This window comes from Alicyclobacillus sp. TC (assembly GCF_016804365.1).
Lineage (GTDB): Bacteria > Bacillota > Bacilli > Alicyclobacillales > Alicyclobacillaceae > Alicyclobacillus_I > Alicyclobacillus_I tolerans.
In genome coordinates this window covers 1,223,526-1,250,330 of the sequence record NZ_CP044434.1, presented here as the reverse complement: position 1 = coordinate 1,250,330, position 26,805 = coordinate 1,223,526, and the positions used below count along the sequence as shown (strand labels likewise).

At 43.2% G+C, this 26,805-nt stretch carries 28 protein-coding genes and 1 riboswitch; of the genes, 4 read left to right on the top strand and 24 right to left on the bottom strand.

Annotated features, from left to right (window positions below):
• Window positions 1–59: 59 nt before the first annotated feature.
• The gene (gene moaC, locus FY534_RS06055) at window positions 60–572 is read right to left on the bottom strand and encodes a cyclic pyranopterin monophosphate synthase MoaC (RefSeq protein WP_072874214.1); all 513 of its coding nucleotides are present in this window, start codon (window positions 570–572) and stop codon (window positions 60–62) included.
• 174 nt (window positions 573–746) lie between these two features.
• Between moaC and FY534_RS06050 the strand changes: the two genes are divergently transcribed.
• A complete protein-coding gene (locus FY534_RS06050) occupies window positions 747–1,430 on the top strand; it encodes a molybdenum cofactor biosynthesis protein MoaE (protein WP_203115436.1) in 684 nt (227 codons plus the stop codon).
• Window positions 1,431–1,442: 12 nt separating this feature from the next.
• Here the strand turns inward: FY534_RS06050 and FY534_RS06045 are convergent, their stop codons facing one another.
• Window positions 1,443–2,447, bottom strand: coding sequence for an MBL fold metallo-hydrolase (locus tag FY534_RS06045; RefSeq protein WP_203115435.1), 1,005 nt, complete (start codon window positions 2,445–2,447; stop codon window positions 1,443–1,445).
• A 218-nt stretch (window positions 2,448–2,665) separates the two neighbouring features.
• Here FY534_RS06045 and FY534_RS06040 point away from each other — a divergent pair, with 218 nt between their 5' ends.
• Together FY534_RS06040 and FY534_RS06035 are read left to right on the top strand one after the other, a co-directional pair.
• Window positions 2,666–4,018 carry a glycosyl hydrolase family 18 protein gene (locus FY534_RS06040; protein ID WP_072874211.1) on the top strand — a complete coding sequence of 451 codons (1,353 nt, stop codon included), beginning with the start codon at window positions 2,666–2,668 and terminating at the stop codon, window positions 4,016–4,018.
• A gap of 27 nt (window positions 4,019–4,045) precedes the next feature.
• Complete coding sequence (locus FY534_RS06035) at window positions 4,046–4,543, top strand: permease (RefSeq protein ID WP_072874210.1); 498 nt, start codon at window positions 4,046–4,048, stop codon at window positions 4,541–4,543.
• A gap of 8 nt (window positions 4,544–4,551) precedes the next feature.
• On the opposite strand, the gene FY534_RS06030 is transcribed toward FY534_RS06035, so the two are convergent.
• From FY534_RS06030 to FY534_RS06015, 4 genes are all read right to left on the bottom strand, one after another.
• Window positions 4,552–5,472, bottom strand: a complete 921-nt coding sequence (locus tag FY534_RS06030; RefSeq protein WP_203115434.1) for a DNA-3-methyladenine glycosylase family protein — start codon at window positions 5,470–5,472, stop codon at window positions 4,552–4,554.
• A gap of 377 nt (window positions 5,473–5,849) precedes the next feature.
• Entirely contained in the window at window positions 5,850–6,695 is an 846-nt protein-coding gene (locus FY534_RS06025) for a C40 family peptidase (RefSeq protein WP_203115433.1), read from the bottom strand.
• 111 nt (window positions 6,696–6,806) lie between these two features.
• Window positions 6,807–7,523 carry a cell wall hydrolase gene (locus FY534_RS06020; protein ID WP_072874207.1) on the bottom strand — a complete coding sequence of 239 codons (717 nt, stop codon included), beginning with the start codon at window positions 7,521–7,523 and terminating at the stop codon, window positions 6,807–6,809.
• A gap of 12 nt (window positions 7,524–7,535) precedes the next feature.
• Window positions 7,536–7,706: riboswitch (cyclic di-AMP (ydaO/yuaA leader) on the bottom strand.
• A 95-nt stretch (window positions 7,707–7,801) separates the two neighbouring features.
• Window positions 7,802–8,716 (bottom strand): DMT family transporter, encoded by a 915-nt coding sequence (locus tag FY534_RS06015; RefSeq protein ID WP_203115432.1) that lies wholly within the window; start codon window positions 8,714–8,716, stop codon window positions 7,802–7,804.
• 141 nt (window positions 8,717–8,857) lie between these two features.
• Between FY534_RS06015 and FY534_RS06010 the strand changes: the two genes are divergently transcribed.
• Window positions 8,858–9,718 carry a G5 and 3D domain-containing protein gene (locus tag FY534_RS06010; RefSeq protein WP_203115431.1) on the top strand — a complete coding sequence of 287 codons (861 nt, stop codon included), beginning with the start codon at window positions 8,858–8,860 and terminating at the stop codon, window positions 9,716–9,718.
• A 107-nt stretch (window positions 9,719–9,825) separates the two neighbouring features.
• On the opposite strand, the gene FY534_RS06005 is transcribed toward FY534_RS06010, so the two are convergent.
• From FY534_RS06005 to nusB, 18 genes are all read right to left on the bottom strand, one after another.
• Complete coding sequence (locus FY534_RS06005; RefSeq protein WP_203115430.1) at window positions 9,826–10,113, bottom strand: LSm family protein; 288 nt, start codon at window positions 10,111–10,113, stop codon at window positions 9,826–9,828.
• A 205-nt stretch (window positions 10,114–10,318) separates the two neighbouring features.
• Window positions 10,319–10,840 carry a YfiT family bacillithiol transferase gene (locus FY534_RS06000; RefSeq protein WP_203115429.1) on the bottom strand — a complete coding sequence of 174 codons (522 nt, stop codon included), beginning with the start codon at window positions 10,838–10,840 and terminating at the stop codon, window positions 10,319–10,321.
• A gap of 41 nt (window positions 10,841–10,881) precedes the next feature.
• Window positions 10,882–11,424: a GNAT family N-acetyltransferase gene (locus tag FY534_RS05995; protein WP_203115547.1), complete on the bottom strand. Its 543-nt coding sequence runs from the start codon at window positions 11,422–11,424 to the stop codon at window positions 10,882–10,884.
• Window positions 11,425–11,551: 127 nt separating this feature from the next.
• Window positions 11,552–12,361 carry a sporulation transcription factor Spo0A gene (spo0A, locus tag FY534_RS05990; protein ID WP_203115546.1) on the bottom strand — a complete coding sequence of 270 codons (810 nt, stop codon included), beginning with the start codon at window positions 12,359–12,361 and terminating at the stop codon, window positions 11,552–11,554.
• A 126-nt stretch (window positions 12,362–12,487) separates the two neighbouring features.
• Entirely contained in the window at window positions 12,488–13,750 is a 1,263-nt protein-coding gene (gene spoIVB / locus FY534_RS05985; protein ID WP_203115428.1) for a SpoIVB peptidase, read from the bottom strand.
• Window positions 13,751–13,860: 110 nt separating this feature from the next.
• Window positions 13,861–15,540: a DNA repair protein RecN gene (recN, locus tag FY534_RS05980; RefSeq protein WP_203115427.1), complete on the bottom strand. Its 1,680-nt coding sequence runs from the start codon at window positions 15,538–15,540 to the stop codon at window positions 13,861–13,863.
• Between the two features lie 3 nt (window positions 15,541–15,543).
• The gene (locus FY534_RS05975; protein ID WP_072874199.1) at window positions 15,544–16,407 is read right to left on the bottom strand and encodes an NAD(+)/NADH kinase; all 864 of its coding nucleotides are present in this window, start codon (window positions 16,405–16,407) and stop codon (window positions 15,544–15,546) included.
• A 54-nt stretch (window positions 16,408–16,461) separates the two neighbouring features.
• Window positions 16,462–16,899 carry a hypothetical protein gene (locus FY534_RS05970; protein WP_203115426.1) on the bottom strand — a complete coding sequence of 146 codons (438 nt, stop codon included), beginning with the start codon at window positions 16,897–16,899 and terminating at the stop codon, window positions 16,462–16,464.
• Between the two features lie 13 nt (window positions 16,900–16,912).
• Complete coding sequence (locus tag FY534_RS05965; RefSeq protein ID WP_072874197.1) at window positions 16,913–17,749, bottom strand: TlyA family RNA methyltransferase; 837 nt, start codon at window positions 17,747–17,749, stop codon at window positions 16,913–16,915.
• A gap of 4 nt (window positions 17,750–17,753) precedes the next feature.
• The gene (dxs, locus tag FY534_RS05960) at window positions 17,754–19,628 is read right to left on the bottom strand and encodes a 1-deoxy-D-xylulose-5-phosphate synthase (RefSeq protein ID WP_203115425.1); all 1,875 of its coding nucleotides are present in this window, start codon (window positions 19,626–19,628) and stop codon (window positions 17,754–17,756) included.
• Window positions 19,629–20,243: a CNNM metal transporter family protein gene (locus FY534_RS05955; protein ID WP_072874195.1), complete on the bottom strand. Its 615-nt coding sequence runs from the start codon at window positions 20,241–20,243 to the stop codon at window positions 19,629–19,631.
• Window positions 20,244–21,018: 775 nt separating this feature from the next.
• A complete protein-coding gene (locus FY534_RS05950; protein WP_203115424.1) occupies window positions 21,019–21,894 on the bottom strand; it encodes a polyprenyl synthetase family protein in 876 nt (291 codons plus the stop codon).
• Between the two features lie 10 nt (window positions 21,895–21,904).
• The gene (gene xseB, locus FY534_RS05945) at window positions 21,905–22,120 is read right to left on the bottom strand and encodes an exodeoxyribonuclease VII small subunit (protein ID WP_072874193.1); all 216 of its coding nucleotides are present in this window, start codon (window positions 22,118–22,120) and stop codon (window positions 21,905–21,907) included.
• Window positions 22,095–23,471: an exodeoxyribonuclease VII large subunit gene (gene xseA / locus FY534_RS05940; RefSeq protein WP_238413691.1), complete on the bottom strand. Its 1,377-nt coding sequence runs from the start codon at window positions 23,469–23,471 to the stop codon at window positions 22,095–22,097. The genes xseB and xseA overlap by 26 nt, the downstream gene beginning before the upstream one ends.
• A complete protein-coding gene (locus FY534_RS05935; RefSeq protein WP_203115422.1) occupies window positions 23,468–24,307 on the bottom strand; it encodes a bifunctional 5,10-methylenetetrahydrofolate dehydrogenase/5,10-methenyltetrahydrofolate cyclohydrolase in 840 nt (279 codons plus the stop codon). The genes xseA and FY534_RS05935 overlap by 4 nt, the downstream gene beginning before the upstream one ends.
• 28 nt (window positions 24,308–24,335) lie before the next feature.
• A complete protein-coding gene (locus FY534_RS05930) occupies window positions 24,336–25,340 on the bottom strand; it encodes an NAD(P)/FAD-dependent oxidoreductase (protein WP_203115421.1) in 1,005 nt (334 codons plus the stop codon).
• 55 nt (window positions 25,341–25,395) lie between these two features.
• A complete protein-coding gene (locus FY534_RS05925; protein WP_203115420.1) occupies window positions 25,396–26,391 on the bottom strand; it encodes a Kae1-like domain-containing protein in 996 nt (331 codons plus the stop codon).
• Window positions 26,388–26,801, bottom strand: a complete 414-nt coding sequence (gene nusB / locus FY534_RS05920; RefSeq protein WP_072874188.1) for a transcription antitermination factor NusB — start codon at window positions 26,799–26,801, stop codon at window positions 26,388–26,390. The genes FY534_RS05925 and nusB overlap by 4 nt, the downstream gene beginning before the upstream one ends.
• Between the last annotated feature and the right edge of the window lie 4 nt (window positions 26,802–26,805).

Genomic DNA, 26,805 nt, shown 5'->3' with positions numbered 1-26,805 from the left:
AAGAACCTCGTTGCCTATACTCTACTCTGAAAACTTGTGATTCTTTATCGTTTGTGAGGTTATTCTGCTTCAAACGTGCCACTTTTCCCACCTGATTTATATACAACCCGAAGCCGTTCAATGGTCATAGCGCGATCGACTGCTTTACACATATCATAAACGGTCAAGGCTGCCACTGAACAAGCATGCAAAGCTTCCATTTCAATCCCTGTTCGATAGGTTGCTGCCACTTCCACCTCAATTTGCAGGCGTGATTGACCTTCTAGCGGTTCTAAAAACTCATGTCGTACCGAAACATGCTCAAGAGGCACTGGATGGCAAAGAGGAATCATCTGTGCCGTCTGTTTGGCACCCATCACAGCTGCAATTTCTGCCACTGAAAGGACATTCCCTTTTTTTAAGCCTCCCTCTTCTATGAGTTTCTGCGTCTCTGCTTGCATGAAAATTTCAACACGCGCAACTGCACGCCTTGCAGTAGTAGATTTACTGCTGATGTTGACCATATGTGCATGACCTTCAGCGTCAAAATGAGTCAATTGAATGGGACGATCCGTTTGAGTTTCTTTGGTCACTCTAATCTCTCCATTATGCTATGGATATTATTTGATTTGTCTAGTTGGCAATTCAACAGTTAAACTTTACACTGTTTCTTATGAATCAGCTTCATAGAGTCTCCGTTAAGCATACATGAAAAATTGACAGGATGGGAACCGGTAAAACCGTTCCATATAAGGAGTGACCTCTCATTGCGAATCAAAGTTCTATTTTTCGCCCGATTACGTGAACTAGCTCAAACCAACGAGTGCTGGATCGAGTTGCCTGAAAATGCCCAAATTCTTGATGTCCGTTCTGAACTCACGAAAATTTTCCCTCAACTCCAGCAGGATTTACATAGAGCAGTTGCGGCTCTCCATGAGTCGTACGCAGAAGATAGCACTTTATTGAAAGACGGGGATGAAATAGCATGGATTCCACCAGTTGGCGGGGGATCAGGAAAAATAGAAATAATTTCACCTTACTATCAGGTGACAGATGAACCGCTTGACTTGTCAAAAGCCTATCAATTACTTGAGGATCCTAGATTCGGAGGAATTGTACTGTTTTCTGGCACAGTAAGAGAGTGGACTGGAGATAGACGAACGGAGAAATTAGAATACGAGGCATACAAGGATATGGCTCTTTTACAAATGCATCGACTTGGTGAAGAGTTGGAAACCACCTATCCTGGTGTTAAAACCCTGGCTTGGCATCGCGTGGGAACACTTGTACCCACAGAAACAGCCGTGATATGTGCCGCAGCGTCCGCCCACCGTGATATTGCTTTCACAGTGTGCAAGACGCTGATTGATCGATTAAAAAAAGAAGTTCCTATATGGAAAAAAGAATTTTTTTCGGATGGACAAACCGAGTGGAAAGAGAATCCAGAATAAAGTCTGCAAAATTCAGGTACGCGAGCAATAAAAATACTCAACACCCTGCTTTTCAACGATGTGAATCTCCCCATCCACGACTAACCAATCCAGATAACCTAGTATTTCGGAGAGAATTAAGCTAGGTTGATCAAGCCGATGTGGAAAATAAGCAGCAGCGTAATCCCAAGCTGTTTGCATCGGCTTGGTTCGAACCATTTGCAGAACCTTATCTCTTCGACTCTCCTGTTCCTCAAGTCTTTTGACAATCAGATCGCGTGGATTGTCAATCACGTTTCCATGGCCTGGATAAACAGTACGAAGTTTCATTCCTTGTATGCATTTCAAATTGTTTCTGTAATCAAGCAAAGACTTACTACGCTTTGCTAGAAAGCCGTCTGCTTCTCCCGGTAAAGGCTCAACCAAGGCATTGGATGATATTCGGGCAATAAGTTGGTCGCCAATGATCATCATTTCTTCTTCTGGATGGTAGAGCGCAATAGCAGCCTGAGCATGACCTGGAACCTCTATAAACTGAAACTCCGGAAGCCACTCAAAAGTCATTCCGTCATGAACCGGGACATTAACTACCGACCGGTCGTTCAATTTTTGTAATAAAAAAAATTCTTTTTGAGCCATTTCTTGATAATTTTGTGGCATCCCACAGCGTTGATAAAGTGCTTCGTAAAACCGCGTACGGTAAATATGCCCTCCTTCCCAGCCATCCAACCAGCTGGACACACCGTGATGCGCATAGACGGGAACGCCAGCTTCGGCAATTTTCCGAGTTAATCCAACGTGATCGACATGACCGTGTGTCAACACCAGTGCGGACAATTCCGAAAAAGATGAGATACCGTGCTCTCTAAGCCCTTTTTCCAATGCCGTCAGTGATTCTTGACGCCGTGGTCCGTTATCCACCAACACATATACGTCTGCGCGCTGTAGAAGATAGGCATTCATATCACCAACAGCAAATCCGGTTGGCACAGGCAAACAGTGAACTTCCAAAGCCTGTGAAGATTGAACAGTTGCCATTGCCGCCCCTCCTCTCGCTCGTTTTGTACGAGCGGATAATGATGAAATGTAAAGATGGGTATATTCTGCTCTTTTTTATGATACGCCAGCAAAGCATTCTATTCAATGAGGCAAATATCGAAAAAACTTTTCTATAAATCTTCTAATTACAAAACTCGTCTCATAGAATACAGCAGATAGACAAGAGATAAAGAGTTCAATAGATAGGAGAATGGCGGATGCGCAAGTTAAAAAAGCGGCGAAAAAAAGCACGCCGTGCGTTGCTTGCTGCAATTGCCGCAGGCAGTTTTCTATGGGGCATGGTTGCTTTAGACGGTGCATTGAACCAAAGCTTTGACAATCCAGGTTCAAACTGGAGTACCACAACCCTTGGAGACGCGTTACTCAATGAATGGATTGGAACAACCGATACAGAAAATAATACGGAGAACATGCCGCTGGGGAACTTTCTAAAAACATTTCCAACTTGGTTAGCAGAAACAACACATATGCCGTTTCTTCATCCGGAAGTTGAATTGGAAGACGCCTACTTTTCGACTCCTTCCACATTTCAAGAATCAGGAGGTGGAACACAGTCACCACTACTATCTTCTATAGCAAACTGGCAATCGGTCTCTCACAAAATTGCTTTAGGTTGGATGCCCGCTGAATCCACCTATGAAAGTGACATGCTCATTAAAGATAATCCAGGAATGAATGTTGTATCTCCAAGCTGGCTGGAACTTCAAAACGCTTCCGGCCAGGTGAGCAGTCAAGTGAATCCCGCCGTAATTCAGTATGCGCATCAGCATCATGTACAAGTTTGGGCGCTTTTTGACAATCAATTTCTTGCCAATATGACTCATCAATTTTTATCTAGTAAAGCCAGTGAAATGAGATGTATACAGCAACTTGTCCAAATTGCCAAACAAAATCAACTAAATGGCATTAATCTTGATTTTGAAAACTTGGATGACTCCGATCAATCTGCTTACACAACATTTGTAGCTCGCTTACACAAAAATCTTCAAGCCATTCATGTTGATTTATCAGTTGATGTGACGGCAGATATTGTACCGCTAGTTGACAATTCCGCTTACTTTCATGCCGGCTTGGCAGATGTGAGCGATCAACTGATTCTCATGGCCTATGATGAACATTGGGCAGCCGATCCAACACCTGGTCCTGTAGCAGACATGCCCTGGGTGAAAAGCTGTGTCAATGATTTACTGGATACAGGAGTTCCTGCGGATAAGCTCTTGCTTGGTATACCCATGTACACACGTTTCTGGACAGTGGTCAATGGACAGGCAGTGAACAGCGAAGCCGTTGGACTTGACAGTGTTGCTTCGATTCTTGCTGAACATCAAGCCAAATCCGAATATCAGCCAAGTCTCGATCTTATGTATGCTCAATATCCAGTCAATGGTGGAACCGAAGAAGTATGGTATGCCAATCAACAGACATTTTCCGACAAGCTTCAACTTGTCAATAACGACGGTTTAGCTGGAGTAGCTGTTTGGTCATTGCCATTTTCACAACCTTCAATATGGACAAGCATGATCAATAATTTACAGAAAGTGGTAACTTAAGGGTAGGGTAGGAGGGGGCGATAAAATTTGGACAGAATCCTGCTGACAGTAGGTCTGTGTACTATTGGCACTTACACTATTCTTATGTTCTACAAACCTGAATTGGCTCATGATGGTGTAGAATCCAGTTTATCCATGTTGATTCAAGCGATGCCATGGATGCTTGTATCCATGTTTATCGCAGGTCTCATTTCTCAGGTTATAGATACAAAAGTCATTGCCCGATTTCTTGGACCACAAAGTGGATTGTCTGGAATCATCATAGGAGCACTTTTTGGATTGATGGGAACCGGATCGCGCTGGGCAGTTTATCCTTTAGCCGCTGGACTTTTAAACGCCAAAGCAGCTCCAGGGGCGGTTTTCAGTTTTCTTACATCTTGGCAGCTTGTTTCTTTACCACGCATACCTGCTGAATTTCCTTTTCTTGGAGTTCCCTATACGATATTACGAGCAGTTGTCTCTTTTATTGTTTCGATTATAGGTGGTCTCCTCCTTGAATGGATTTCTAAAATATTCCTAACTTAAACACCCATTTATCTATTTGACGTATGGCCTGGTAATGGATGACGTAAACTGTGCCATACATAATAAGTGACATAACTGCGAAAAGGAGCAAACATCTCACCGAGTCGCTTGGTTTCATCAAGATTGGGACGATCCGGCAAAATAAGAAGATTGGCAAGACCCTTCTGCAATCCCACATCTGCGCTTGGCCATTCATCAAGCATTCCCACCCCAAAAAGCAGCAGACACTCCACTGTCCAGAAACCCACTCCCTTCACCGGCAGTAAACGCTCAAACCACTCCTCGCGAGAAATACCACGCCATTTTTCAAGCGGCAGTTGTTCTTCAACCACACTTCGAGCAATGCTGAGTATTGTCTCGGCCTTGCGATTGTTCAATTGTATTTGCCGTAAATCATCCACAGAAAATCGCAATAAGGATTCTGCGGCTGGAAAAGTGAAAATTTCTTCTACAAATGGATTTTCAACGTGATCACCCGCTAATCGAACCAGCCTATTCACAAGAGTGGCAGCAAATTTAGTGTTTAACTGTTGCCCGATGATGGTACGGATGAGCGATTCGAAAAGCGTTGGATCGTGTACTGGACGCAACCCGCGAAAGCGTTCAAAAAGTATGGCTGCAGGTGTATGTTGCAATGTCTCATACATCGCTTCTACGTCGTCTGTAAAACTAAGTGTGAGTGCCAAATGTGCCTTCAATTCTGTTTGTTCTTGATAAGAAAGGTTGCGATTGGTCTCTATCTTCAACACACTATCCATACAGCGGCTTTTGACTGCGGAAGCACGGTAAACAATGGGTTTATTTCCCGTCCAAAAAGTACGAATGAGCGTATGGTCCTGAACATGGACTGTAATATCTTCTCGAACGGCAAACCGCTCTATGGTAGCGTCCCAATCAAACGGTTGGGGAAGATCAACAAGAAAAATCATGAACGGATCTCCTTTTCAGACGGAAGTGTTGAGAAACGTCTCATCAATAGATTAAGGAATTCCAAACTGTTCAGCAAATCCTCTCATTGTCCTTCCTGTTTTGAAACAAAAAACTGCCCCTGCAGGGACAGCTTTTTTGTTCTGAATTTGTAAAAATTGTTAAATTACGCAACCGGTGTTGTGGTGCAGGTAGTTACCGAATAGGGCACGAGCAGGATAAAGAGCACAAAGATGATGAGAAATACTACAGCCCAGCGAGTATATCCTCCAAATACTCCGTACATCTAAGAGCACCTCCCTTGAGCGGTTTCTGCTCTTACAGTACGTAGCAGTCCAGATTTATGCCATGGACATTCGCCCGATTGACAAACATCTGGTTAGGAGTTAGGAATGACCTGGCGAGCAAAAACTAAAGCATGCCCAAACCAAGTCGAATACAGTGAAACTTGGACTACTTTTCCGTATCCCCCACCTTCTTCAATGAGCATTCCGTTACCTTCATAAATCCCCACATGTCCTCCACCTGTCGGGTTATTGGCTGTTCGGAAGAAAAGCAAATCTCCTTCACGAATTTGCGACAGTGGAACAGGTGTTCCTACATGATAACGTTGATATACGGACGACGATGAAAAGCGGATGCCAAGAGCAGTCCGATAAACCCAAGCCGTAAAATTTGAGCAGTCAAAACCTACACCAGGAACCTGATGCCCCCACCAATAAGGGACACCCAGTTGGGTACGGGCTACAGCAATCACTTTGTTAGCCTCTATTTTCCACTCTGGCAAAGATGACGAAGGAGAGGTTGCAGAACTCAATCCATTTGTGTTTACAGTCGTATTTGCTGAAAGATCCGATGATGCAGTGTTTGTTGAAGAAGGAGCAACTGTTTGAGTACTATCGGTTGTTACCAGATGGACAAACCTGCTACTCGTGGTCAAAAAAACATCTTGACCTTGCCAATCAACCTCATACCAGTAGTTGTTATATTTTTTTACCAACGGTGCTTGCTCCGATAATTCTAATTTACCTACCACAGGAGAATAGATAGATGGTGAGCGAAACATGTCTACCCAACCGTGATTCGTCTCTACATATTCGCTGGAATTGGACGACAGATTTGCAGCCCAAACTTCGTTTGGCTGAACAAAGGCGAGAACTGTTGATGCAGCTGCCAAGACGCCAGCGCCTTGCCAAAACCATTTGGCAAATCTGTTGTTTTTCACAAAATGCACCTCTTTTTTGTTTTATTATTTAAAATTTTCTGTTATATAAGTTTAGTAAATAAAATATAAACTTTTTAAAAATCTAACCAGTAATGGCTTTCTACAAAACCATCACTGTGCAAAAATAAACGGCCCAATTTGTTCAATGGTTGGTTGATCCCAGACCCAACTGTTAGAAGCGGTTTTGGATGGATTATAAAAAACATACGCATTAGGTACTAGATTTTCATGGTTGTCCAACACATCTTCGGCAGCAGTCCAAGCGCTAGCCACAGGAGTCTGATAGATAAAACCGTTCGTGGTACAAGTAAACTGCGCATAACCGTTCGTTTTCTGGAATATTACCCCATAAGCAGTGTTTGGGTAATCTGGATTTTGCATACGATTCCAGACAACATCCCCCACTGCAATTTGAGCATTGAGCGGGGTACCCTGAGCTTCAGCAGAAATTAAATGGGCTAACCAATATAGATTACTATTGTAAGTAGCCTCTGAATAATCAGCATTTGCGGTTGGAGATGAACTTGAATTTATTTGGTTGGTGTTGGCCACAATAGAAGAAGATGTACGGCTTGAGACTGGCAAATTCAGTACTGTGCCAATCAACATATCGCGCGGAGTGACCTGAGGATTAGCTGCTTCCAATGAAGCTAGAGAGATATGGTAGGCTTGAGAAATTTTCCATAATGTATCGCCTGCTTGTACGGTGTACGTTGACATCGTATCTGCATGGGCAACCGTCATATGTGTGGCCGCAAAAAAAGATACTGCTACGACCGGAGCAGCGATTTGCAAAGTTCGCTTCTTTAAAAATTGTTTTTTCAACATAATGTGTAAACGACTCCCTCTCGAGAATTGCCTCCGAGGTTAGCTGTCGGGTTCAGGCGATCGAGTACGCCTGTCCAAATTTGGATTCACCCCTAGAAGGCGATCGGGCAATTGCATCATTCCCGCACCTTCATACTGAAAATCCCCCGTACGCTGCTATTAGCGATTCGGCTTGAAGCAGAAGATTACTAACAAGCTAACATAAAAAATTATTGAATTCATTCTAAAATAATTTACTTGATTACCATTTTTTATATAAACATTATCATTTTTCTACCTCATTGACTGATTTCATCATGATTTTTCCATGTTAGTTTCCATCGAATGGAAGTATCGCTCAACCACATGCCTAGCAAAATGAAAAAAGCTCCGAACCATGTGAAGAAACCTAACTTCTGCTGATCTAAAAGCCAAGCCACAAGAGCAGCGAATACCGGTTCTAACGTAAAAATAACTGCAGATTGAGAAGCGCTCAAATAACGTTGAGCAACATTTTGAATCCAATAAGCAATAGAGGTACCCATAATGCCGTTGACAAGCAGAGAAATAACCACTTTGGGCTGCAACCAATTTGCCAGATTCCATACTGAATGAGGGTAGACCAAAAAGGAGTATATTGAAAAACAAATTGACATGGTTGCAATTTCAACAAAAGCCAGATAGAGAGGTGAGATGAAAGGGGCTGCCTTTTCTACCATGACGATTTGTAACGCCATAAACAACGCACAAAATAAACCTTCCAGGATGCCAGGTTGCATATGAATTAATCCTGGTCCACAAAGTAGATATAAACCGCCTGCTGCGAACCATGTTCCCACCCAGACACGGACACCCATTCTCTTTTTTTTCTGAATAACCGAACTGATAAACGGTACCATGACCACTGAAAGTCCTGTCAAAAAGCCACTTGTTGCGGGTGAAGTGGTCTCTAGTCCAAAAGTTTGCAAGGCATAACCAAGCATTAATACCAGACCAATTCCTGCACCTATCCACGTCGATTGCCAATTCATTTGTTTTCGCAGGTCACGTTTCCAAAACACGAAGGGCAGCATACAAAAACTAGCTAATAGAAAGCGGATCGCCAAAAATGGCAGGGCAGGTACATCCGAAAGTGCTGATTTCGTTAAAGTAAATGTTACTCCCCAAACCAATGTAACTAGGATTAAAGAAATCAAAGCTATAGGTTTATTCATATGTATTGTGCCTCTTTTCCCAAACGAGAACTGCAAACCTAAAGATACGGTAAAAACTCTGTCATGAAAAGAGAGGCTGGTGCATAGTCTGAATGACAAACCAGCCAATCCAATTCATTATTTTTCGATAGGGGTGAGCAATTGCTTAAGCCAGGTATGATGCCGGTAACCATTTCAGCTCTGATTGCCTCGCTGATTGCCGATGGAGCTACTACATTGGTTCCTTCTTCTCATCAGGAAACTACTACCCTGTTTCCGAAAGCGAATTCAATTTATATCAATAATGAAAATTCTAGTTTACAGGCGCAAAATAAATCACAATGGCTAAAAATTAGATTACAAAAAAAAGAAAACTCTAAAAAATCGTTCATGACAAGTCTTCATACAGACCATCGGTTTATGCAAAAACATGTGGTAACCACCATCAGCAAGCGAAGATTACCATTTGAAACCTTTATAGAAAAAACAACTCGTTTGCCAGTAGGTCAATACCACGTCTTGCACTCTGGCGAAGAAGGCATTGCTGAGATTAAACAGGTGCGCGTTTTTTTAGATGGTCGTATGTTGCAACAGGCCGAACACGTTCAAACCATCCGCCCCCCAACTCCCCGTGTTCTCTTAGAAGGGATTGCTCCAGTTTTACCACCTATTCAATCCCAAACTTACAATCAATCTAATCCTGAAAGTACGCTCAGTGCGAGAAGCAGCAATAATTTGCAAAGTGCCGAAACTTTAACGGTGGTTGCTACGGCATACGTTGCAGGCGGAATTACTGCAACAGGAAGACCTGCTGAACCAGGCGTTATCGCGGTCGATCCGTCTGTCATCCCCCTCGGTTCGGTGGTCTATATCCCTGGATTTGGAGACTTAATTGCTGCCGATACGGGAGGCGCTATTCAGGGAGATCGAATAGACATCTGTATGGCTACCGAACAAGAGGCGTTGGATTTTGGTAGAAGGACACTCACACTGTACGTGCTGAAGCCTGGTTCAGCATCCTAAGTTCAAATCCCTCACCGTAAATTTAGCAGATGATATATGAGTAACGCCGGCTCGCAGGGAGCCGGCTACCATGAGGAAAAGTTGATGCTTCATACAAAAAACAGAACTTACCACCACCAAGCCCATGGCCAAAATGCAGCTATAGCAAGCCAGGGCAAGAAAAAGAATGGCCACCATGCTTCTTCAACGTCTTCCTGCGATCCGTTCTTGCGGGTTAAGACTTCGTATTGTGCTTGCTCTTGACAATTGGCTGGCTGCCATTGACCACGCAAAGGGCGCAGGTAGATTCCATCGTTAGTGACGGAATGCAGGATACCGTGATGGATGGCTCCATTATGAGTGCGAACAACTACACGCTGCCCCACATATGGTGTGACATGCGCACGAGTCACCATGTCTACTCTCCTCCTATAGAGTGAATTTCCACAAAACTGGTTTGTGGTCATCTACACTCTACGCGAAGGAAGGATTTGGACATCACGATATTCGTCCACATGGACGAGCGGAACTTGGCATATTTATAGATAAATTGTGTCATCCATCATGTCAAATGTGCTATTGATCTAAAATTCATTCCACCCCAGCAACGAGAGAAACAATTTACCAACCCATTCTTTCCCGCAAATTAATAATTTGTGCTATATGGTGTCTGTTATGCCAAGAATAAACACCGAGCGCTTTATTTAGGTCCCACACCCCACTTACAGGATGGACAAAAGTACGTGTAAAATCTTTATCAGACATATTTTTGAGTAAAATGGACCAACGTTCATGAATCAATGTAAACAACTGCAACGATGAAGCAATGGGCACATGAATATCAGGAAGTTCTGCCCATAAGTTTTCTTTGACCGCCATGATTTGTGGATTATCTTCGGTTAAAGCGCTCTTAAATCTTGCATACACTAACATATCGTTTTCAGCCAAATGATGGACAATTTGTCGAATCGTCCAGCCTCCATCACGATAGGGTATGTCCAACTGTTCTCCTGATAATCCTTCAACAGCATGATTCAGTTTGGAAGGTGCTTCAACAATATCTTGAATCCACTTCCCCCTACCCAATTCTGTTACATTTTCAACGAATACAAATTTTCCGATTGGATAGCGAATATCCTCCATTAGTCTGCCTCCTGAGATGCTTTTTCTCTATTCTTTGCAGATCACTTTGCAGAAGAATACATCAATAACCAACTGTTTTGCCAGGTTCCTTCATGAATTTCATGATGTTGTAAATACTTCCATTTACGAAAACCCGCTTTTTCATAACAGCGGATAGCTCTTACATTCCATTCAAACGGATCAGCCACAATTCGATGAACTTTGCAATCCCATTCTAGATATTGCACCAATGATGTCACTAATAAAGTACCTATGCCCCGATTCCAAAAAGAAATCTCACCGATGAATAGATCTATACCATAAATCAACTCTTCCTTACGTAAGCCATATTCATTTTTTTGTTGATCGGGTAAAGCGTAAAACTGGACATAGCCAATATTTTCTCCTCTATATTCAACTATGCAAGCTGTTATTCCACGGAAGTTTTTTGACCCATATAACCTGGAAATTTTAGCCATATTATAGGATTGATCTCTACCTTCGTAAAATTCGAGAACTTGTGGTTGAGAAAGCCATTTGACTAGCAGAGGGTAATCTTGCATTGTTAATAATCTTACAGACAGCAAGTCTTTTTCGAATAACATTACAACCACTCCAACTATACAAATACAAAAATCGCCTTTTGGTAAAGATTTTCACACTTCCATCTTACCAAAAAGCGATTGGCTTTAAATTTGTAATCTTCGAGTCATTATGAATGAAGACAAACTTTTACCCTACTCTATGCTCCATCCTTAATTTATCAGCTATCATGGCAATAAACTCCGAATTTGTCGGCTTTGTTTTCGAAGCGCTTACGGTATAGCCAAAAACCGTGCGAATGGCATCCATATTCCCGCGCCCCCATGCAACTTCAATAGAATGACGGATAGCTCGTTCTACTCGAGAAGGTGTCGTTTTATAGCGCTCGGCAATTCTTGGATACAAAATTTTTGTAATAGAACCGAGGATATCAACATCATCATAGACAATACCAATTGCTTCACGAAGATAATGATAACCTTTGATATGAGCAGGAACACCAATTTCGTGAATGATCTGCGTGATTTGGGCATCTACAGATTTTTTCGCAACAGTCGATCCGCTAATTGACGGAGTAGCCGACATGGGAGCAAATGAAACTGTAGCTGCCACAGGTGCATTCGAGGAGTAAACGATTTGACGTATCCGTTCTGCAAGCGTCGCCATATCAAATGGCTTAAGGATAAAGTACGAGACACCTAATTCTGCTGCTCGTCTGGTCACATGTTCTTGTCCAAATGCAGTCAGCATAATAATCTTGGGCATTTTTTGATGGTTTTGTTCAGAAAGCCGTTCAATTGTGGAAATACCGTCAAGCACAGGCATGATAATATCTAAAACAATGACATCAGGCGCCTGTTCTCGGACCAATTCTAAAACATCTGTGCCGTTATAGGCGACACCAGTTACATTCATATCGCTTTGAGTAGATAAGAACTCAGCTAGCAAATCTGCAAATTCCCTATTATCGTCCGCAATCAATACACTAATTGCCACCAGAAAACCCCCCTGCGTTCGCTGTGAAACTTTTTCGACAAACAGGGAAAGGTTCCTGCCAATTCTTGCGTAATACTTTTCGTGAGAATTCCATTCAAATCGACATCTTCCGACATGACAAATTCAAATTTATCCCGTTAGCTTTGACTGTAGATCTTCTCCATCTGCATGCATCATCCAAGTTGCTAAAACACCATAGCCACGAGTCGGATCTGAGACAAATACGTGAGTTACAGCGCCAATTAGTTTTCCATCTTGGGTTAGCGGACTTCCGCTCATTCCTTGTACAATACCGCCTGTAGCCTGTAAAAGTCGCGGATCAACCACATGTAAAACCAGACTCTTGGTTTGCATGGTTTGCCAAGCGGATACCTTTTCAACTTCCACTTTAAATTTCTCAATCTTGTTTCCCTCAAGCACCGTCCATAAAGTTGCTTCACCTGTGTGAACCTCGTTTGGATAAGCTACCGGTAACAACGGTCCAATTGCTCCATTGGGCTGACATTCACCAAATACACCATAACCATTATTTTGATCTATTTTGCCAATTGGATGAGAATGGGTGGAGAATTCCCCACGCTTTTGACCAGGATGACCGATTTGCCCTTTTACAATCCCAGTAATTCTTGCAGCAAATACCAATCCACGTCCCTCAATAGGCTGTCCAGTATCCACATCTGTAATGGTATGTCCAAGCGCACCCAGTCTGTGTTCTGCCGGATTATAGTAAGTCAATGTTCCAACACCACTGGCTTTGTCACGTACGAAAATACCTAAATGAGGACGCTGATGATTGTCTAAATAAGGATGGATATGAATCGTTTTTGACTTCTTTTGATGAATGATACCAAGTTTTATATCAAACATAGGCCTGATTAACTGTGATGTTAAATCCTGTGTGGAGTGAACTGGATGTCCATTGATAGACTGTATGACATCTCCAATCTCCAAATCTGTAAAACGTGCTGGAGATTTTCGTGAACCATAATCTTGAAACCCGATGACCAATACTCCATCTGACTGCAATCGTATACCTATTGATTCCCCTCCAACTTCTACGTACGATCGCGGTCCAAAGTGAACCTCTTGTTTTTTCCAAGGTAACCAGTTGGTCCACTTCTGCCATGGAGAATCTGTTGCTGATCGCTCAATATGATTTTTATTACCACTGGAGGTAAGTTCAGCGGCCACAATACCTGTAGATTGAGAGGGCAGCACTTGGCTTGGCTCGCTTTGAAAAGTGGTTTGATGATTTTGCACAGTATAAAGCTTTGAATCGTCTTGATGATGAAGCACATCGATAGGATATGAACGGTGGGCTAACATACTGCTCACACCTATGATGCTTGCACCTGCTACGACAACCCATTTGGCAATTGTGCGGTACGGCATCTCAGTTCCCCCTTTTCTAACAACACCTCCGATGTATCGCTCGATAAGTAATTTTCCCTGAAGAGTGGGCAATATGATGTAAAAATTGCTCCAAAGTCGGCGAGACTTGTCTATACTTTGTCATAACTTTGCAGAAGAGCCTTGGCATGTTCTTGAGCAGTATTATCTGCCAATGAGGAACCGAGTAAACGTGCCAGTTCTTGAATACGACCTTCTATAGAAAGGATCGACGCTACAGAAATGGTACGGTTTTCAAATTGCCTTTTTTCAATCAAAAGATGTTGTCCAGAGGAAGCAGCTATTTGAGGAGAATGAGTTACGCAAATCACTTGTTTGTGTCTCGCCAGTTCCTGAAGTTGGCGAGCCATTTTATCTACGGCATATCCGCTCACACCTGTATCAATCTCATCAAAAATCAACAGTTCTGCAGGCTCAACCTCCGCAAATACGGTTTGCAAAGCCAGCAAAACCCTCGATAATTCCCCACCCGAAGCTACCTTCACGAGAGGTTTGAGATCTTCACCCGAGTTTGCTGAAAAAAGAATGGAAACCTCATCCTGTCCATCAGCTCCTACGATCTCTTTTTTTCTAATATTTACTATAAATTGAGCGCTTGGCATGTCTAATTCCTTCAGAATGACTGTAACTTCAGACGCTAGTTTGTCGGCAGCCTGCTTACGTTTGTTGCTCAACAAATCAGCTTCTATTTTTAAATCATGCCATGCCTGTTCCTCTTCTCGTTCCAAACTTGCCAAATTCTCATCAAAGTTTTCTAATTGTTTAACTTCTTCTTCAATCCGATTACGATAAGCCCATATTTCATCAATCGAAGTACCGTATTTACGCATCAATCCACGTAATTGAATCAAGCGATCTTCCACGTCTGCTAAACGATTTGGTTGAAATTCAAGTGAATTTTGATAGGCATCCAAAGCATGTCCAGCTTCTTCTACATGAATAAGGGCTGTTTGTAAAAAATCCAGAGTCTCTTGCAATTGCCCGTCCATCCGTAAGCCGTTTTCCAAACGTTGCACTGCTTTAGCGAGATCTGTTAAAACACCTGTTGAATATCCTTCTTTTCCCTTGAGGAGAGAATCCACTTCTTCAGATAGCGACTTTAATTTGTCCAAAGATTGTAATTTCATTCTTTCTTCGAATAAAGATTCTTCTTCTCCTGAAATTGGGGAAACAGCATCGATCTCCTGCATCTGAAACTGCAACAAATCTAATCGGCTCAAACGCTCCAAACTGTTTTGTGATAACTCTAAGCGCTTGTCACGCACTTCTTTCCAGCGATTAAACGCGTTTTTCAAACGCGTCAGATCTTCTTCTAAATGAGCAAAACGGGTAAGAAGCGTTAACTGATGTTGTGCTTCCATCAACGCCTGTTGTTCATGCTGACTATTCTGCAATACAAGTTGAGAACCGATTTCTCGCAGGGCAGATACCGTGATATTTCGTCCATTACAGCGGCATACACTTCTCCCGTTATGAAAGAGTCGCCTGGTCAGAATCAATTCATCTTCAATAGGAATATCCCATTCTTCCAGAATGCCCGTCCAATCCCTATGGGATGGATCAAGATGAAATACCGCTTCTACATAAGCTTCTGGAGAGTCTTTGGCAACCCAGTCAGAAGAAGCTCTTCCTCCCAATACGAGCGCAATGGCAGAAAGCAGAATTGATTTTCCAGCTCCCGTTTCACCTGTAATCACAGTCATGCCTTCCTGAAAAGACAATTCCATTTTCTCAATTAACGCCAAATGTTCGACTGTGAGTGACACCAGCACCGCTTAGTCATCCTTTCGGTCCAAGTGAGAATGGGGTTCTCGCAATTTTTTGCGCAAAACCGTAAAGAATTCTCGATCTCGCCATTTGATGAGTGTCGTTGAGCAGACTGCCTTACGAATGCGAACACAATCTCCTGAATGTAATCGAACACTGACCTGTCCATCCACTGTCAACTCAAAGTCACTGTGCGATGCTTCAACTTCCAGCAAAATTTCCTGTTGGCTATCCATCACGCACGGGCGGGAAAACAAAGTATGAGGACAAATGGGCGTCAATAAAAATACCTCAAGATGTGGTGTAACAATAGGACCTCCACAAGAAAGAGAATAAGCAGTCGAACCTGTAGGTGTAGATACAATCATGCCATCACCGCGAATGGTGTCCACATAAACACCGTCCACATATGTATGTATCGTGACCATTCTACCGTAGGAGCCCTTTGCCACCCCGGCATCATTCAAAGCCAATAGCTCCTGAACCATTTTTTCTTCACGTAAAACTGCAGCAGAAAGCATCATACGTGCTTCCAAGTCATACTCCCGATCACGAATACGTCGCACAGCTTCTTCAATTCCGTCCGGATCAGATTCCGTCAGGAAACCTAAATGACCCACATTAATGCCCAAAATAGGTATATTGGCTGGGGCTAGCATCCTTGCAACTGATAAAAGAGTTCCATCTCCTCCAAGTACAAAAGCAACCTCAATGGCAGAGATTTCGGAGATGGTCTGCAAAATAGTTTGTGAATCGTCTGACTGAAAGGAACAAACTTGAAAACCATTCATCTCCAACTGTTGATGCAAGCGTTCCTGAATTGTACAAGCCTGGCGTTTTTGTGGATTGTATAGCAATAGCGCTGTTCGCATACAGATTGACCTCCAGACAGCCCCACACAAACTCTTTCACATGAAATTCATGGTTTACAGACTATGAAAACCCAGCATGATTCCTATCAAAATACCTGTAAATAATATCCCCGCATTGAGTAAAAGTTGCTTTTGACGCACGTATATAGGTTTTCTTATTTCAAAATCAATCTCTATAACACTTTCGTCATGAAGATTCATCAGGAGAATACTTTGAACGTGAAAAATTACAAAAATCGGGAACCATTGCTGCATCAAATCCTGTTGGTTGGGTTGATTGGATAACTCATTTGCCGTTACATGAACAGCATATACTTTACCGTTCTTACGAACAATGAAATCCACTTCATATTGTTCTTCAAAAAAAACTCTATCCCAATACCCCTTAAGACGAGCCATGGGCCGAGTATACAAAATTGTATAACCGTTCGAAAGTAAATAATTCCTCACGATGGATGGGTGACCACGCAAAGCACTGTCTGAACTGGACAAGTCAAAGAAAGCCTCAACTTTCCGGGCGTATATTGTCCGACAGGGCTGGTTTTAGTTCATGCCAAGCTCTATGAACCACATCGTCTACATGAAGGGGAATTTGAAAACCCGGTTCTGTATACCAATAGGCAAGGAATTCTATATTACCGTCCCCTCCAGTGATTGGAGAAACATCCAGCCCCCGACAGGACCAACCCATTTGATTGACACTTTCCAGCATGTCCAATAAAACTCGTCGGTGAACATCCGGCTGACGAATAATTCCTCCCTTGCCCACAAATTCACGACCGGCCTCAAATTGAGGCTTAATTAGCGAAATTATAATGCCCGGTTTTTGAACGATCTCGTTGATTTTTTGAAAAAGCAGGCGTGTTGATATAAAAGAAACATCCATAACGACCATTTGGGGCAAAGGATCGAATAATTTTTTATCAACATGGCGGAAATTGGTACGTTCAAGGACAACCACTTTGGGATTTTGACGCAATTTCCAATCCAATTGACCATAACCTACATCAAGAGCATAGACTCTGTCCGCTCCATGTTGAAGCAAACAATCTGTAAATCCGCCAGTGGATGCACCTATATCCAGCGCTGTAATTTTTTCGCAAGAAATGTCAAAAACGCGCAGTGCTTTTTCTAATTTCAGTCCGCCCCGACTCACATATCGATTATGCTGACCGCGAACTTCTACTTGCATACCTTCTCGAACGAGAGTACCTGCTTTTTCTGCACGTTCTCCATTTACAAATATCCAACCAGCCATAATAGCTCGCCGCGCCGCCTCACGGCTTGGAAATAGCTGATTTTGATAAAGCCATATATCCAGTCTTTGTTTTGATTCAGTCAATCTTTCAACCCCTTGCCAGATGACGAGAGCGTTTTGCATCCTTCACAAGGAGAAGAGCGTGATCGACCAATGTATCTACATCTAGGCCCACTTGCTTAAGTAACTCTTCTCGACTGCCATGCTCAATAAAACGATCTGGCAAGCCAACTCTGGTTAAAGGAACTTCGAGATGTTCATCTGCCAATACTTCAAGTATAGCGCTACCCATTCCGCCTGCTAATGCAGCTTCTTCGACTGTGAGAGCAGGAATCCCCAGACGAGCATTTTTTACTACTTCCTCTGCATCGAGTGGTTTGACAAAACGCATATTAACCACTTTTGCAGAGATACCATGTTGAGCATACAACCGATCAGCAGCCTGCATGGCAACTGCAACCATCGGGCCAAGCGCATAAATCACTAATTCTCTGCCTTCACGAAGGATTTCCGATGCACCTACTGGTATCAGTTGAAACTGTGGATCAAACGGTACGCCAAGACCATCTGCACGCGGGAAGCGCACAGCTACAGGTCCGTTAAGCTGGAGCGCCGTATATAACATATGTCGAAGTTCATTTTCATCTTTAGGCATCATCACAGTTAAATGAGGTATAGCCCGCAAATAACTGAGATCAAAAGCTCCTTGATGTGTTTCTCCATCAGGCCCAACCAAACCGGCACGGTCGATAGCAAAAACAACATGAAGATTTTGAATGGCAATATCATGAATGACTTGGTCATAAGCACGTTGCAGAAATGTGGAATATACAGCAAAAACCGGTTTTTTCCCACTTGTTGCTAAGCCCGCACAAAACGTGGCGGCATGTTGTTCAGCAATTCCTACATCGAAACAACGCTTGGGAAAAACAGCAGAAAATTTATCTAACCCCGTCCCACTAGGCATAGCTGCTGTAACAGCTACAATTTGTTCGTCTTGTTTGGCTAATTCGATTAAAGTTTGACTAAATACGCTTGTATAAGATGGCGCACCACTAACTTTCGCCGAAGAAGGCCAAGCATGCCATTTGTCCGGAGCGTTCTCAGCCGAAGCATAGCCTTTACCCTTTTCCGTAATGACATGTATAAGCACTGGTCCGTTCATTTTTTTAGCATCTTCCAAAGTATGGACCAATTCGCCTATATGATGTCCATCAATAGGTCCTAAGTACTTAAATCCAAATTCCTCAAACCAATGCCCCGGCACCATCAAATAGCGCATTGAATCTTTAATTTTTTCCAATGTCTTTGTCAATTTCGCTCCAATAGCAGGTAATCTAAGCAAGGATTGCTCAATCTCTGCCTTTGCTTTAGAGTATGTCGGATCACTGCGCAAACGAGTTAAGTATTTAGAAACAGCACCCACATTTTCTGCAATTGACATTTCATTATCATTCAAGATAACCAGTAAATTAGTTCCTAAATGACCAGCGTGATTTAATGCTTCCATAGCCATGCCGCCCGTCAAGGCACCGTCGCCAATAATGGAAACAACATGATAAGCAGCACCATCCAAATCACGGGCAATAGCCATACCAAGAGCTGCAGAAATCGATGTGCTTGCATGCCCTACTCCAAAAGCGTCATGCTCACTTTCTTCTCGTTTAGGAAAACCTGCCATCCCACCAAGTTTGCGTAACTTTGCAAAACCTTCTTTGCGGCCAGTAAGGATTTTATGCACATAAGCCTGATGACCAACATCCCATACCAATCTGTCTTTTGGACTATTGAAGACTTTATGCAAAGCCAGAGTCAATTCAACAACTCCCAGATTTGCACCAAAGTGACCTCCTGTTTTGGAGACTGTGTCAACCAAGAATTGTCGAATCTCAATAGCCAATTGATTGAGTTGCTCGTCATCCAGTCTTTTGAGATCTTCCGGGCTATTGATGTTTTCCAACATCTAGTGCTGCCCCCGTTTCTTGTCCATTTTGGACCTTAATGACTTGCGAGATTTAAGTTTACCTGATTTTTCAAACAAAAAGGAGACCGTCTCCCAACTTCTTGCCGCCAATAATACAATCGGCGTTGGTGACTGAATGGCAATGGTTTTTCCAATTGCTTTCCAGCCTACTGTCAACGCGGTGACCAGGGCGGTAATGACGATGGAAATCGCCTCTTTATACCAACCATATGCATAAATTTCTTTCATTAGTTGCACACTGACAGCCAACGCTCCAGCACCGCTTAAAACTCCAGCAATATCGCCAATGACATCGGAACATATGCTGGCAACTTTTTCAGCATTGCGCACAATCACAATTGCCTTACGAGCTCCAAAGATTTTTTTGGAAGCCATTGCATGAAAAGGCGTCTCTCGAGCTGCGGCAGCAGCTAACCCCAGCATATCAAAAAAAACCCCGATTAACACAATAATTAGAACTACAATAAGTCCTATGTACCAGGGCATACGATTTAAAGCTATGGTAGAAGTGTCAAATAAGGCGCCAAGCGGCAATGTAATAGCTGCTATAGTAAGTGCAAAGCGCAAAGGTACACGCCGCGATTTTTTTTTCAAAGACTGTTTCCCACCCTAAGAAACATACAGCGGGTGGCAGCACCTTGAGTAAACGCTGTGGCTTAGGTCCAGTTGGTTTTCCCATGCACGTATCACAGCGTCGCCGCCATGACGGTTTCCCTTTCAACGCGCATTGGCCGCGTCGCCGAAGGCCAGACTAGATTACCACTTAGTCCACACTATAATCCTCAAGGTGCCACGCCAAGCGAACAGTCTAGGCGTTTTCCGCAACAACCGGAAGGCCACTCTCTAGCCTCTTTTGCAGTATGGATTTCATCTGGCACGGGCTGTTATTCCTTGGCCGAGGATAACAGCTTGTTTCCCAGAATCCTTCAATACCACTCAAGGCAGGCTACACTGCACACAGATTGCCTCCGCATGCAGGTTCATACCCCAAGCCGTAACCCCTTTAATTGCGAGCCACGCACTTAGGCCTCCGCGAAAGCTGGGCTAACGTCCGCATGCCATTGCGGGTCTCCCAACTTTCTTAACTCCCAGCATCAGCCCAAGGCTGGGCGCCTCAAGCCAACACCAGGAACTTCATCGATGTGCCCTTTGACGGATTTTTAGCCCCGTCTTCAAGAGTGGGCGGTTGACTAGAATACTGCGCCACCCGTTCGTGTGATTAGTATACCACAGTTTTTGTAGTATCTTTTGTTTTTTTTAATTCCTCACCAATTCAGTGGGCAATTGGCAATGCAATCATAGAACATCACAGATATCCTGTTCCTGGATAATATAATAATCATTACTCGCATTATAGAATTCAGTGAAACTATCGATTCCTTCGTGTGACTAAAAACAGCAAATTCTCAAGTAAAGAAGTATCAGCATCTATTGCATGTAACGATTGAAGAGCAAGCTGTTCTTCAGTTTCTATCGCCTGTTTGGTTGCTTCAATGCCAATCAGCGCAGGATAGGTCAATTTGCCATGTTCTTGGTCACTTCCTGCCATTTTTCCCATAACGGCAGTATCCCCAACAACATCTAACCAATCGTCTACCATTTGAAAAACCAACCCTAAATGGCAAGCAAAATGATGTAAAGAATGATATTGAGAATCAGAGACTTCAGCGGCAATGGCTCCCATTTCAATCGCAGCTTGCAACAATTTACCAGTTTTATTAGTATGAATAAAACGCAACTTTTCCATTGTCATTTCGCCAAGCTGCTGCTCAGCTTCCATATCAGCTGCTTGTCCAAGTACCATGCCTTGATGGCCAGCCGCTTCAGCTAAAAGCGAGATCATGCGTATACGAATTTCGGCAGAAAAACTTGTAGAACGACTGATACAAGAAAATGCTGCAGTTTGTAGCGCATCGCCAGCCAAAAGCGCCATAGCATCACCAAAAACCTTGTGATTCGTAGGTTTTCCACGGCGTAAATCGTCATTATCCATACATGGCAAATCATCATGAATTAATGAATACGCATGAATACACTCTAATGCACAAGCAGCGTCAAGCATTTTTTCTTCTGCGACGCCAAATGCCCTGCCAGTGGCAAGAGCAAGCAAGGGCCGAATGCGTTTCCCATCCGCAAGTAGACTATAACGCATGGAATGATGCAGCACATGAGATGAATCGGGAACTATTCTTTGCAAGTGTATTTGTATGGCTTCAATCCAAGTATTCACCCAACCTTGGGTCACGACCATCCCTCTAATCTTCAGAATTCGCTGCTTCACCGGAAGGATTTAATTGTTCAATTTGAAATTCAGCTTCATTCAATTGTTCACGGCAATACTTGACCAAATCCATTGCGTCCTTATAACGCTGAATGGAATCTGCCAAGGACAATTCTCCTGATTCCAAATGCCTAACGGTTTCTTCGAGTTGCTTCATAGCTGACTCAAATGTCAAGTCTGATTTGTTCATCTACCCAGTCATCCTCTCTACGAACCCTAATACTCCCATCCGCCAATTGCACCTGAGCGTAACTTCCGATTGGCAAATCATCTTTTTTGGTAATGACCTTGCCATCCTCTCGTCTCAGAATAGAATAACCTCTTTGAAGAACAGCCATTGGATTTAAAGCAACTAAGGAAGAGGTTAATCTTTCAATTTCTATATTCAAACGGTGTAATTTTCTTTCTGCTAATTGACCCACTTTTTGTTCCAAATGCAACAATTCTGTTTTTTCATCTGCAATCCTCTTTTGGGGCATTACCTTTTGCAAGCGATCACGCAAAATCTGCCATTGCTTGTCTGCCCGTTGTAAGGGACGAGATATATTTCGAGAAAGAAGATTTTCAAGATAGTCTACAGCTTGACGTCTTCGGTCAACCAGACTCTCTGGACGTGATAATACTGGACGTGTAGCTAATTGCAACAGGGTACGACGAGAATCCACCACTTTACGTCTGACAATTTGTCGCGATCGGAACAAAACTTCATCAAGCCATTCTTGCAACTCCTGTTTATCAGGTACGGCCAATTCAGCGGCAGCTGTTGGTGTAGCCGCACGAATGTCTGCGGCAAAGTCGCAGAGCGTGACATCAGTTTCATGTCCCACAGCAGAAATAATAGGTATAGGACAATTGGCTACCGCTCGAACAACGCTTTCTTCATTAAAAGGCCACAGTTCTTCCAGAGAACCTCCACCACGGCCGATAATTATGACATCTACGGCTGGATTCATAGTTTCCAGTCGAGAAAGAGCAGAAACAAGTGTAGGAGCAGCTTCTGGGCCTTGTACCAAAGCAGGCGATAGAATAACTTGAGCTAAAGGAAAACGCCTCTGTATAGTTGTACAAATATCTCGAATTACCGCACCGGTAGGAGAAGTGACCACACCAATTCGTTTCGGATACGAAGGAAGAGATTTTTTTCGACCTTCAGCAAACAAACCTTCGCTCTGCAACCGATCACGAAGTTGTTCAAAGGCGATATACAAATCTCCCAATCCATCCGGTTGCATCGTATCTATATAGAGTTGATATTGTCCATCTCGTTCAAATACTCCTACACTGCCCTGACATATTACTTTCATCCCATCTTCTGGGCGAAATTTCAAAAAGCGATTTCTTCCCTGAAACATTACAGCCCGAATACGACTTGTTTCATCTTTTAAAGTAAAATACATATGACCGCTGGTATGATATTTAAAATTAGAAATCTCACCTGAAACCAAACACGATTTAAATTTAGGATCCGATTCTATTTGGAATTTAATGAAGCGGTTTAATTGAGCAACCGTCAAAATAGATTGTGCCACCTGTTGACTCAATTCGCCCACCCTCTTCGCAACGAAGCCAGGCGCACCGTATTGGACAAAAGTGAGGCAATGGTTAACGGACCTACACCACCAGGAACTGGCGTAATCGCAGAGGCTATGGGCTCAACTTCAGCAAACCTTACATCTCCTGTCAATTTCCCGTTGACAAACTCACTGCCAACATCAATCACAACAGCGCCAGGTTTAATATCGTCCTTACCTATCAAACCGGGAGAACCAGCAGCTACAACGAGAATATCTGCCTGCCGTGTGAAATCTTGCAACCTTTTCGTCATACGATGACACACAGTCACAGTGGCATTCGCATGTTGCAGAAGAGCAGCCATAGGTTTACCCACAATATTGCTTCTACCAACCACAACGGCATGTTTACCGACAATGTCAATTTCATATTCATGCAAGAGTCGCAGGATGCCCGATGGAGTACATGGCCAGATGCGCGGTCGACCCAGATAGGCTAGTCCAGCATTTTCCGGATGAAACACATCCACATCTTTCATTGGATGAATACTATCCAGTAACTTTTCACTATTCAACTGCTCAGGAAGTGGCAATTGCAGCAATATCCCATCCACTTCCTCATTACTGTTTAACTCTTCAATCAGTTGCTCAATTTCTTCAGATTTTGTGTGCACAGGCAAAGTATGGATAACACTCTGCATACCAACACGTTCTGCCGCTCGATGTTTATTTCTAACATAGGTTGCCGAAGCTAAGTTGTCACCTACTAAAATGACATCTAAACGGATTTCACGGATTCGGGAATATGCTGCTAATTCAGCTTCCAGTTTCTTCGCTATCGTCTTGCCATCCAGGATAATTGCCATAAGAGCCACCTTTCAAACCAGAGAAACACTATTCTTTACGATTACTGCTGTGTCCCGGGCTTAGTTTTGATTTTGGATCAATATAAGTCTTAGCATTGTTGACCGCTGTTGGCGCCTCGCCAAATCCGGTGGCAATCAACTTGACTTTACCTGGGTAAGTAACAATATCGCCAGCCGCGTAAACACCGGGTATATTCGTCTCCATTTTTGTATTTACTCTGATCTCGTTCTTTTCAATGTCCAATCCCCAATTGGCAATAGGTCCCAATGATGCAGAAAATCCCAAACCACTGACTACAGCATCGACTTCTAATTGATAAATCTGTTTGGATTGATTATTCACAACATCAACACGTTCCAGACGTTCCAATCCATAGAGAGCAGACAGTTCACAAAAAGTCATCACTTCTATTCCAGATGCCTGTAACTGTTTGACACTCTCTTCGTGGGCACGAAATTCTCCACGTCGATGAATTAAATAGACTTTTTTCGCTACGCCTTCCAGCATGAGAGCAAAATCGAGCGCTGTGTCTCCACCGCCAACTACCAGTACAGTTTGCTCACGGAATCGTTCCAGGTGATCGATGTAATAATACACACCTTTCCCTTCAAACACTTGCGCCCGTTCACCGGGTAACGGACGCGGTGTAAATGCACCTATGCCTGCGCAAAGAATAACAGCTTTACCCAGGTGCACAGTTTTATTCGTTTTAAGTTCAAAGACACCATCTTCATTTTTTGTTAAATCTTCTACTCGTTCATCCAAATGGATACCCGGTTGAAATTGTAACGCTTGTTCTTTTAATTGATTAACAAGATCTCTGGCCAATACTTTTGGAAAACCGGGAACATCATAGATATATTTTTCAGGATAAAGAGTGGCTAATTGACCCCCCAGTTCCGGCAAACTATCGATAATTTTGCAGGTAGCCTCCCTCATGCCACAGTAAAAGGCTGCAAACAAACCAGTTGGGCCGCCACCTACAATCAGAATATCCGTAATTTCTTGATTTCCTTCCAGTGAATGATTCATTCGATTCCCTCCACGCATCCAATACAGGTCTTTATAAATATGACGGAAAGACGGATTATCTCTTTTGTATAAAATTCCTGGCAATCATTGCTGTACCAAGTGCGTTATCAGAGCTATACGATACAGGCGCATAATACACATGAAAGTTTTTAAACTGTTTGTTAAGACGATACTCGATACGCTGTCGAATGGTTTGATTGGCAGCAACCCCTCCCGCTATAACAACCTCTTCCACTTCAGGATGAAGTTGTATGCCGTGACTGACTGCTTTAATGACCGCATTGGCTATCGACAATTCGACAGCACGTGCTACTATCCCTGTCTCCACACCGTTGTCAAGAGCTCGCAAAGCTGCCGCACACGGACCAGAAAAACTCATACTTGATCCACGAACAGAAGAGGGTATAGAAAAAAGAGAGTTTTCATTGGACAAAGCAGAAGACTTAGCCAGCGCTTCTATATGAGGGCCAGCGGGAAAAGGTAGACCCATAGCTGTGCCAACGCGATCGACATATTGCCCTGCATGCAAATCTGCACCTTCCCCCAGAGTTTCAATCCGGTAGCCAAATCGATTTTTTTTGACCAGAAGAACATCTGATGTCCCACCAGATAAATGTACGGCAATATAAGGCGAGTCATTAGATTTTCTAGAAATAAAATACTCAGCTGCGGCAAGATGATTCTCTTGATGGGAAGTTCTAACAACCGGAAGATTCCCCCAAGCAGCAGCTAGAGTGCAGGCAATCGACCAGCCCGCTTGAAAAACCGGCATATAAGAGACAGCCAATGGACGCGGTCGTATAGAAACACCAATACCACGACATGCCGAAAGAGACACTGATGAACTGAGTTGATAGGTAAGATGCTGAAATAAAGTAGGAAATTGCTGCAGATGATGAAAATGCGCCTCACTTTGGCGCAGACCTACCTTGCCCGATTCCACTGGAAGAATCTTGCGACTTTCCGCTAAAATTTCACCCGCTTCGGACAGAGCCAATATGGAAGTTGTATAGTTACTCGTGTCAATCCCAAGGTACCAAGCTTCGTTCAACTGCGCATCGCCTCGGCAGCTGGTACGAGTTTTGCCAACACACCGTTAATAAACTTACCGGAGTTTTCTGCACCAAATTCTTTTCCCAGTTCGACCGCCTCATTGATGACAATGCGAACTTCTGTAGTATTGTCAAACACCAATTCGTATCCTGAGAGACGAAGAATACATAATTCAACCTTACCCACTCGGTCTAGAGACCAATTTTCCAAGGAGCGCACCAACAACTCGTCCAATTCTTGTTGATGATTGACGACCCCAAACACTAATTGTTGAATAAATTGCATTTCTTCATCTGACACTTTTGTCTCGCCAACCGCATAAGCTATTGCCTGCATGGTTTGCGCCTGGCCAATTTCAATTTGATACAAAGACTGTAAAGCAATGACTCGCGCTTCATGTCTAGTCAACGTC

Bases quoted from the DNA above. Each gene is read 5' to 3' on its own strand.
- FY534_RS06005 (WP_203115430.1), bottom strand. From the start codon at position 10,113: ATGGTGACTCGTGCGCATGTCACACCATATGTGGGGCAGCGTGTAGTT.
- FY534_RS06045 (WP_203115435.1), bottom strand. From the start codon at position 2,447: ATGGCAACTGTTCAATCTTCACAGGCTTTGGAAGTTCACTGTTTGCCT.
- FY534_RS05975 (WP_072874199.1), bottom strand. From the start codon at position 16,407: ATGCGAACAGCGCTATTGCTATACAATCCACAAAAACGCCAGGCTTGT.
- FY534_RS05930 (WP_203115421.1), bottom strand. From the start codon at position 25,340: ATGAATCATTCACTGGAAGGAAATCAAGAAATTACGGATATTCTGATT.
- FY534_RS06020 (WP_072874207.1), bottom strand. From the start codon at position 7,523: ATGTTGAAAAAACAATTTTTAAAGAAGCGAACTTTGCAAATCGCTGCT.
- dxs (WP_203115425.1), bottom strand. From the start codon at position 19,628: ATGTTGGAAAACATCAATAGCCCGGAAGATCTCAAAAGACTGGATGAC.
- FY534_RS05935 (WP_203115422.1), bottom strand. From the start codon at position 24,307: ATGGCAATTATCCTGGATGGCAAGACGATAGCGAAGAAACTGGAAGCT.
- xseB (WP_072874193.1), bottom strand. From the start codon at position 22,120: ATGAACAAATCAGACTTGACATTTGAGTCAGCTATGAAGCAACTCGAA.
- FY534_RS06040 (WP_072874211.1), top strand. From the start codon at position 2,666: ATGCGCAAGTTAAAAAAGCGGCGAAAAAAAGCACGCCGTGCGTTGCTT.
- FY534_RS06030 (WP_203115434.1), bottom strand. From the start codon at position 5,472: ATGATTTTTCTTGTTGATCTTCCCCAACCGTTTGATTGGGACGCTACC.
- spoIVB (WP_203115428.1), bottom strand. From the start codon at position 13,750: ATGCCGTACCGCACAATTGCCAAATGGGTTGTCGTAGCAGGTGCAAGC.
- FY534_RS05995 (WP_203115547.1), bottom strand. From the start codon at position 11,424: ATGTTATTCGAAAAAGACTTGCTGTCTGTAAGATTATTAACAATGCAA.
- FY534_RS06015 (WP_203115432.1), bottom strand. From the start codon at position 8,716: ATGAATAAACCTATAGCTTTGATTTCTTTAATCCTAGTTACATTGGTT.
- FY534_RS06000 (WP_203115429.1), bottom strand. From the start codon at position 10,840: ATGGAGGATATTCGCTATCCAATCGGAAAATTTGTATTCGTTGAAAAT.